Raw genomic sequence first — 461 nt, forward strand, 5'->3', positions numbered from 1 at the left:
GCATGGGACAATTTGGCATCCCCGCTGCACCTCGCAATTCTTCATGGTCATGTGGAAACTGTCAAAGAGCTCGTCGCATCCTTCGGAGCTGACGTGTTGATGCCAATTAAGATCACATCCGACTATAACAGGGAACCAAGGGGGGCAATCATGACTCTAGTCTTAGTATTGGCTCTTCCCCTTGAGAAGGCGAGAGAAATGGCAAAGACACTTTTGAAGCTTGGTGCCTCATCTACGCAAGCTGATATGTCATATCACACGCCCCTTCATTATATTGCCCAGTCCGACTACAATGAGCTTCTCGATGTCTTCAAGGAACATGATGGGCCGGCCATGAAGCGAGCAATCACTCATCTGGTTGCACATGGTAATGGGTATTTATGTGTTCATACCTTTGTCTCCGCATTCGTCAGTGCCTTACTCGCGAAAAACCAAGTTGGGGCAACGAAGCTCCTCGAGAT

1 protein-coding gene and 1 pseudogene are annotated in these 461 nt (G+C 48.6%); both read left to right on the forward strand.

Annotated elements, in window-relative coordinates:
- Positions 1 to 12 precede the first annotated feature (12 nt).
- Positions 13 to 87: pseudogene (locus DF216_RS11110) on the forward strand (ankyrin repeat domain-containing protein); the annotation flags it as partial.
- A gap of 63 nt (positions 88 to 150) precedes the next feature.
- A partial coding sequence (locus tag DF216_RS10395; RefSeq protein WP_240659331.1) for a hypothetical protein occupies positions 151 to 461 on the forward strand: 311 nt, incomplete at its 3' end.

It is taken from the genome of Streptococcus oralis (assembly GCF_004127215.1).
Classification (GTDB): Bacteria; Bacillota; Bacilli; order Lactobacillales; family Streptococcaceae; genus Streptococcus; species Streptococcus oralis_BD.